The organism is Vibrio sp. 1978, assembly GCF_033344345.1.
The window spans coordinates 1-7,094 of record NZ_JAWPOP010000050.1 but is presented as its reverse complement, the minus strand read 5'-3'; the positions used below and the strand labels follow the sequence as shown (position 1 = coordinate 7,094).

Here is a 7,094-nt window from a genome sequence, read left to right as displayed (position 1 = left end):
TATTTACCTAATTTGCCACACTTATAAGTAGTAACCCACCTCCGCAGCCATTTATTGGTGTGGTCTACAGAGGATTAAGTCTTTTTAGAGGGGAAAATCCCTAGAACCCCATCTCCAAACATATCAAGCGTGTCTGTATCCCACTCTATTGTAAACAAGACATTTTTATCTTTTATATTCAATGGCTTATTTTCCTGCTAATTGGTAATACCATGAAAAATACCATGCTCAGAAAAGGCTTAACAATATTTTGAAAAATTGCCTACTGAGCGCTGCCGCACAGCTCCATAGGCCGCTTTCCTGGCTTTGCTTCCAGATGTATGCTATTCTGCTCCTGCAGCTAATGGATCACCGCAAACAGGTTACTCGCCTGGGGATTCCCTTTCGACCCGAGCATCCGTATGAGACTCATGCTCGATTATTATTATTATAGAAGCCCCCATGAATAAATCGCTCATCATTTTCGGCATCGTCAACATAACCTCGGACAGTTTCTCCGATGGAGGCCGGTATCTGGCGCCAGACGCAGCCATTGCGCAGGCGCGTAAGCTGATGGCCGAGGGGGCAGATGTGATCGACCTCGGTCCGGCATCCAGCAATCCCGACGCCGCGCCTGTTTCGTCCGACACAGAAATCGCGCGTATCGCGCCGGTGCTGGACGCGCTCAAGGCAGATGGCATTCCCGTCTCGCTCGACAGTTATCAACCCGCGACGCAAGCCTATGCCTTGTCGCGTGGTGTAGCCTATCTCAATGATATTCGCGGTTTTCCAGACGCTGCGTTCTATCCGCAATTGGCGAAATCATCTGCCAAACTCGTCGTTATGCATTCGGTGCAAGACGGGCAGGCAGATCGGCGCGAGGCACCCGCTGGCGACATCATGGATCACATTGCGGCGTTCTTTGACGCGCGCATCGCGGCGCTGACGGGTGCCGGTATCAAACGCAACCGCCTTGTCCTTGATCCCGGCATGGGGTTTTTTCTGGGGGCTGCTCCCGAAACCTCGCTCTCGGTGCTGGCGCGGTTCGATGAATTGCGGCTGCGCTTCGATTTGCCGGTGCTTCTGTCTGTTTCGCGCAAATCCTTTCTGCGCGCGCTCACAGGCCGTGGTCCGGGGGATGTCGGGGCCGCGACACTCGCTGCAGAGCTTGCCGCCGCCGCAGGTGGAGCTGACTTCATCCGCACACACGAGCCGCGCCCCTTGCGCGACGGGCTGGCGGTATTGGCGGCGCTGAAAGAAACCGCAAGAATTCGTTAACTGCACATTCGGGATATTTCTCTATATTCGCGCTTCATCAGAAAACTGAAGGAACCTCCATTGAATCGAACTAATATTTTTTTTGGTGAATCGCATTCTGACTGGTTGCCTGTCAGAGGCGGAGAATCTGGTGATTTTGTTTTTCGACGTGGTGACGGGCATGCCTTCGCGAAAATCGCACCTGCTTCCTGCCGCGGTGAGCTCGCTGGAGAGCGTGACCGCCTCATTTGGCTCAAAGGTCGAGGTGTGGCTTGCCCCGAGGTGATCAACTGGCAGGAGGAACAGGAGGGTGCATGCTTGGTGATAACGGCAATTCCGGGAGTACCGGCGGCTGATCTGTCTGGAGCGGATTTGCTCAAAGCGTGGCCGTCAATGGGGCAGCAACTTGGCGCTGTTCACAGCCTATCGGTTGATCAATGTCCGTTTGAGCGCAGGCTGTCGCGAATGTTCGGACGCGCCGTTGATGTGGTGTCCCGCAATGCCGTCAATCCCGACTTCTTACCGGACGAGGACAAGAGTACGCCGCAGCTCGATCTTTTGGCTCGTGTCGAACGAGAGCTACCGGTGCGGCTCGACCAAGAGCGCACCGATATGGTTGTTTGCCATGGTGATCCCTGCATGCCGAACTTCATGGTGGACCCTAAAACTCTTCAATGCACGGGTCTGATCGACCTTGGGCGGCTCGGAACAGCAGATCGCTATGCCGATTTGGCACTCATGATTGCTAACGCCGAAGAGAACTGGGCAGCGCCAGATGAAGCAGAGCGCGCCTTCGCTGTCCTATTCAATGTATTGGGGATCGAAGCCCCCGACCGCGAACGCCTTGCCTTCTATCTGCGATTGGACCCTCTGACTTGGGGTTGATGTTCATGCCGCCTGTTTTTCCTGCTCATTGGCACGTTTCGCAACCTGTTCTCATTGCGGACACCTTTTCCAGCCTCGTTTGGAAAGTTTCATTGCCAGACGGGACTCCTGCAATCGTCAAGGGATTGAAACCTATAGAAGACATTGCTGATGAACTGCGCGGGGCCGACTATCTGGTATGGCGCAATGGGAGGGGAGCAGTCCGGTTGCTCGGTCGTGAGAACAATCTGATGTTGCTCGAATATGCCGGGGAGCGAATGCTCTCTCACATCGTTGCCGAGCACGGCGACTACCAGGCGACCGAAATTGCAGCGGAACTAATGGCGAAGCTGTATGCCGCATCTGAGGAACCCCTGCCTTCTGCCCTTCTCCCGATCCGGGATCGCTTTGCAGCTTTGTTTCAGCGGGCGCGCGATGATCAAAACGCAGGTTGTCAAACTGACTACGTCCACGCGGCGATTATAGCCGATCAAATGATGAGCAATGCCTCGGAACTGCGTGGGCTACATGGCGATCTGCATCATGAAAACATCATGTTCTCCAGTCGCGGCTGGCTGGTGATAGATCCCGTCGGTCTGGTCGGTGAAGTGGGCTTTGGCGCCGCCAATATGTTCTACGATCCGGCTGACAGAGACGACCTTTGTCTCGATCCTAGACGCATTGCACAGATGGCGGACGCATTCTCTCGTGCGCTGGACGTCGATCCGCGTCGCCTGCTCGACCAGGCGTACGCTTATGGGTGCCTTTCCGCAGCTTGGAACGCGGATGGAGAAGAGGAGCAACGCGATCTAGCTATCGCGGCCGCGATCAAGCAGGTGCGACAGACGTCATACTAGATATCAAGCGACTTCTCCTATCCCCTGGGAACACATCAATCTTACCGGAGAATATCGTTGGCCAAAGCCTTAGCGTAGGATTTCGCCCTCTCCCGCAAACGACCCCTATTTGCGGAACTGCGGGCGTGGCGCTGTTGGTGTTGACACCAAACGCAGCGCTAGATCCTGTCGGCGTCGCAGCGGGCCTGGCGGGGGCGGTTTCCATGGCGTTCGGAACCGTGCTGACCCGCAAGTGGCAACCTCCCGTGCCTCTGCTCACCTTTACCGCCTGGCAACTGGCGGCCGGAGGACTTCTGCTCGTTCCAGTAGCTTTAGTGTTTGATCCGCCAATCCCGATGCCTACAGGAACCAATGTTCTCGGCCTGGCGTGGCTCGGCCTGATCGGAGCGGGTTTAACCTACTTGCTTTGGTTCCGGGGGATCTCGCGACTCGAACCTACAGTTGTTTCCTTACTGGGCTTTCTCAGCCCGGGGACCGCCGTGTTGCTAGGATGGTTGTTCTTGGATCAGACGCTGAGTGCGCTTCAAATCATCGGCGTCCTGCTCGTGATCGGGAGTATCTGGCTGGGCCAACGTTCCAACCGCACTCCTAGGGCGCGTATAGCTTGCCGGAAGTCGCCTTGACCCGCATGGCATAGGCCTATCGTTTCCACGATCAGCGATCGGCTCGTTGCCCTGCGCCGCTCCAAAGCCCGCGACGCAGCGCCGGCAGGCAGAGCAAGTAGAGGGCAGCGCCTGCAATCCATGCCCACCCGTTCCACGTTGTTATAGAAGCCGCATAGATCGCCGTGAAGAGGAGGGGTCCGACGATCGAGGTCAGGCTGGTGAGCGCCGCCAGTGAGCCTTGCAGCTGCCCCTGACGTTCCTCATCCACCTGCCTGGACAACATTGTTTGCAGCGCCGGCATTCCGATGCCACCCGAAGCAAGCAGGACCATGATCGGGAACGCCATCCATCCCCGTGTCGCGAAGGCAAGCAGGATGTAGCCTGTGCCGTCGGCAATCATTCCGAGCATGAGTGCCCGCCTTTCGCCGAGCCGGGCGGCTACAGGGCCGGTGATCATTGCCTGGGCGAGTGAATGCAGAATGCCAAATGCGGCAAGCGAAATGCCGATCGTGGTCGCGTCCCAGTGAAAGCGATCCTCGCCGAAAATGACCCAAAGCGCGGCCGGCACCTGTCCGACAAGTTGCATGATGAAGAAGACCGCCATCAGGGCGGCGACGACGGTCATGCCCCGGGCCCACCGGAACGAAGCGAGCGGGTTGAGAGCCTCCCGGCGTAACGGCCGGCGTTCGCCTTTGTGCGACTCCGGCAAAAGGAAACAGCCCGTCAGGAAATTGAGGCCGTTCAAGGCTGCCGCGGCGAAGAACGGAGCGTGGGGGGAGAAACCGCCCATCAGCCCACCGAGCACAGGTCCCGCGACCATCCCGAACCCGAAACAGGCGCTCATGAAGCCGAAGTGCCGCGCGCGCTCATCGCCATCAGTGATATCGGCAATATAAGCGCCGGCTACCGCCCCAGTCGCCCCGGTGATGCCGGCCACGATCCGCCCGATATAGAGAACCCAAAGGAAAGGCGCTGTCGCCATGATGGCGTAGTCGACAGTGGCGCCGGCCAGCGAGACGAGCAAGATTGGCCGCCGCCCGAAACGATCCGACAGCGCGCCCAGCACAGGTGCGCAGGCAAATTGCACCAACGCATACAGCGCCAGCAGAATGCCATAGTGGGCGGTGACGTCGTTCGAGTGAACCAGATCGCGCAGGAGGCCCGGCAGCACCGGCATAATCAGGCCGATGCCGACAGCGTCGAGCGCGACAGTGCTCAGAATTACGATCAGGGGTCTGTTGGGTTTCACGTCTGGCCTCCGGACCAGCCTCCGCTGGTCCGATTGAACGCGCGGATTCTTTATCACTGATAAGTTGGTGGACATATTATGTTTATCAGTGATAAAGTGTCAAGCATGACAAAGTTGCAGCCGAATACAGTGATCCGTGCCGCCCTGGACCTGTTGAACGAGGTCGGCGTAGACGGTCTGACGACACGCAAACTGGCGGAACGGTTGGGGGTTCAGCAGCCGGCGCTTTACTGGCACTTCAGGAACAAGCGGGCGCTGCTCGACGCACTGGCCGAAGCCATGCTGGCGGAGAATCATACGCATTCGGTGCCGAGAGCCGACGACGACTGGCGCTCATTTCTGATCGGGAATGCCCGCAGCTTCAGGCAGGCGCTGCTCGCCTACCGCGATGGCGCGCGCATCCATGCCGGCACGCGACCGGGCGCACCGCAGATGGAAACGGCCGACGCGCAGCTTCGCTTCCTCTGCGAGGCGGGTTTTTCGGCCGGGGACGCCGTCAATGCGCTGATGACAATCAGCTACTTCACTGTTGGGGCCGTGCTTGAGGAGCAGGCCGGCGACAGCGATGCCGGCGAGCGCGGCGGCACCGTTGAACAGGCTCCGCTCTCGCCGCTGTTGCGGGCCGCGATAGACGCCTTCGACGAAGCCGGTCCGGACGCAGCGTTCGAGCAGGGACTCGCGGTGATTGTCGATGGATTGGCGAAAAGGAGGCTCGTTGTCAGGAACGTTGAAGGACCGAGAAAGGGTGACGATTGATCAGGACCGCTGCCGGAGCGCAACCCACTCACTACAGCAGAGCCATGTAGACAACATCCCCTCCCCCTTTCCACCGCGTCAGACGCCCGTAGCAGCCCGCTACGGGCTTTTTCATGCCCTGCCCTAGCGTCCAAGCCTCACGGCCGCGCTCGGCCTCTCTGGCGAGGCGGATGTGACGCGGGTGCGCTTCGTGAAATCAGCCCAGCGGCTCGGATTCAGCCTCGACGAGATCGCAGAGCTGCTGAGGCTGGATGACGGCACCCACTGCGAGGAAGCCAGCAGCCTGGCCGAGCACAAGCTTCAGGACGTGCGCGAAAAAATGACCGACCTGGCGCGCATGGAAACCGTGCTATCCGAACTTGTGTTCGCCTGCCATGCGCGGCAAGGGAACGTTTCTTGCCCGCTGATTGCTTCGCTGCAAGGGGAGAAAGAGCCGCGTGGTGCCGACGCGGTGTAGCCGAGGGTAGTTACGCCTTAGCGTGCTTTATTTTCCGTTTTCTGAGACGACCCCTTCATGCCGCCTGTTTTTCCTGCTCATTGGCACGTTTCGCAACCTGTTCTCATTGCGGACACCTTTTCCAGCCTCGTTTGGAAAGTTTCATTGCCAGACGGGACTCCTGCAATCGTCAAGGGATTGAAACCTATAGAAGACATTGCTGATGAACTGCGCGGGGCCGACTATCTGGTATGGCGCAATGGGAGGGGAGCAGTCCGGTTGCTCGGTCGTGAGAACAATCTGATGTTGCTCGAATATGCCGGGGAGCGAATGCTCTCTCACATCGTTGCCGAGCACGGCGACTACCAGGCGACCGAAATTGCAGCGGAACTAATGGCGAAGCTGTATGCCGCATCTGAGGAACCCCTGCCTTCTGCCCTTCTCCCGATCCGGGATCGCTTTGCAGCTTTGTTTCAGCGGGCGCGCGATGATCAAAACGCAGGTTGTCAAACTGACTACGTCCACGCGGCGATTATAGCCGATCAAATGATGAGCAATGCCTCGGAACTGCGTGGGCTACATGGCGATCTGCATCATGAAAACATCATGTTCTCCAGTCGCGGCTGGCTGGTGATAGATCCCGTCGGTCTGGTCGGTGAAGTGGGCTTTGGCGCCGCCAATATGTTCTACGATCCGGCTGACAGAGACGACCTTTGTCTCGATCCTAGACGCATTGCACAGATGGCGGACGCATTCTCTCGTGCGCTGGACGTCGATCCGCGTCGCCTGCTCGACCAGGCGTACGCTTATGGGTGCCTTTCCGCAGCTTGGAACGCGGATGGAGAAGAGGAGCAACGCGATCTAGCTATCGCGGCCGCGATCAAGCAGGTGCGACAGACGTCATACTAGATATCAAGCGACTTCTCCTATCCCCTGGGAACACATCAATCTCACCGGAGAATATCGCTGGCCAAAGCCTTAGCGTAGGATTCCGCCCCTTCCCGCAAACGACCCCAAACAGGAAACGCAGCTGAAACGGGAAGCTCAACACCCACTGACGCATGGGTTGTTCAGGCAGTACTTCATCAACC

The 7,094-nt window shown here is 58.1% G+C and carries 7 protein-coding genes and 3 pseudogenes; 7 read left to right on the top strand and 3 right to left on the bottom strand.

What is annotated here, in order from left to right:
* The first annotated feature begins 441 nt into the window (after window positions 1-441).
* The 4 genes and pseudogenes from sul2 to R8N49_RS23955 form a co-directional block, all read left to right on the top strand.
* Entirely contained in the window at window positions 442-1,257 is an 816-nt protein-coding gene (gene sul2, locus R8N49_RS23970) for a sulfonamide-resistant dihydropteroate synthase Sul2 (protein WP_001043260.1), read from the top strand.
* A gap of 60 nt (window positions 1,258-1,317) precedes the next feature.
* Entirely contained in the window at window positions 1,318-2,121 is an 804-nt protein-coding gene (aph(3'')-Ib, locus tag R8N49_RS23965) for an aminoglycoside O-phosphotransferase APH(3'')-Ib (protein WP_077202330.1), read from the top strand.
* Window positions 2,121-2,957, top strand: coding sequence for an aminoglycoside O-phosphotransferase APH(6)-Id (locus tag R8N49_RS23960; protein WP_000480968.1), 837 nt, complete (start codon window positions 2,121-2,123; stop codon window positions 2,955-2,957). Before aph(3'')-Ib ends, R8N49_RS23960 begins: the two co-directional genes overlap by 1 nt.
* A 107-nt stretch (window positions 2,958-3,064) precedes the next feature.
* A pseudogene (locus R8N49_RS23955) lies at window positions 3,065-3,580 on the top strand (DMT family transporter); the annotation flags it as partial.
* A 31-nt stretch (window positions 3,581-3,611) separates the two neighbouring features.
* Here R8N49_RS23955 and tet(A) read toward each other — a convergent pair.
* Window positions 3,612-4,811 carry a tetracycline efflux MFS transporter Tet(A) gene (gene tet(A) / locus R8N49_RS23950; protein ID WP_001973670.1) on the bottom strand — a complete coding sequence of 400 codons (1,200 nt, stop codon included), beginning with the start codon at window positions 4,809-4,811 and terminating at the stop codon, window positions 3,612-3,614.
* A gap of 105 nt (window positions 4,812-4,916) precedes the next feature.
* Here tet(A) and tetR(A) point away from each other — a divergent pair, with 105 nt between their 5' ends.
* A complete protein-coding gene (tetR(A), locus tag R8N49_RS23945) occupies window positions 4,917-5,567 on the top strand; it encodes a tetracycline resistance transcriptional repressor TetR(A) (RefSeq protein ID WP_000164043.1) in 651 nt (216 codons plus the stop codon).
* Window positions 5,568-5,598: 31 nt separating this feature from the next.
* Here the strand turns inward: tetR(A) and R8N49_RS23940 are convergent.
* A pseudogene (locus R8N49_RS23940) lies at window positions 5,599-5,733 on the bottom strand (relaxase); the annotation flags it as partial.
* Between R8N49_RS23940 and R8N49_RS23935 the strand changes: the two are divergent.
* Together R8N49_RS23935 and R8N49_RS23930 are read left to right on the top strand one after the other, a co-directional pair.
* Window positions 5,728-6,024 (top strand): annotated as a pseudogene (locus R8N49_RS23935) (MerR family DNA-binding protein); the annotation flags it as partial. The pseudogenes R8N49_RS23940 and R8N49_RS23935 overlap by 6 nt on opposite strands.
* A 57-nt stretch (window positions 6,025-6,081) precedes the next feature.
* Window positions 6,082-6,912: an APH(6)-I family aminoglycoside O-phosphotransferase gene (locus R8N49_RS23930; protein WP_001391758.1), complete on the top strand. Its 831-nt coding sequence runs from the start codon at window positions 6,082-6,084 to the stop codon at window positions 6,910-6,912.
* Here R8N49_RS23930 and R8N49_RS23925 read toward each other — a convergent pair.
* A partial coding sequence (locus R8N49_RS23925) for a hypothetical protein (RefSeq protein ID WP_206926156.1) occupies window positions 6,884-7,094 on the bottom strand: 211 nt, incomplete at its 5' end. The two genes, R8N49_RS23930 and R8N49_RS23925, sit on opposite strands and share 29 nt — an antisense overlap.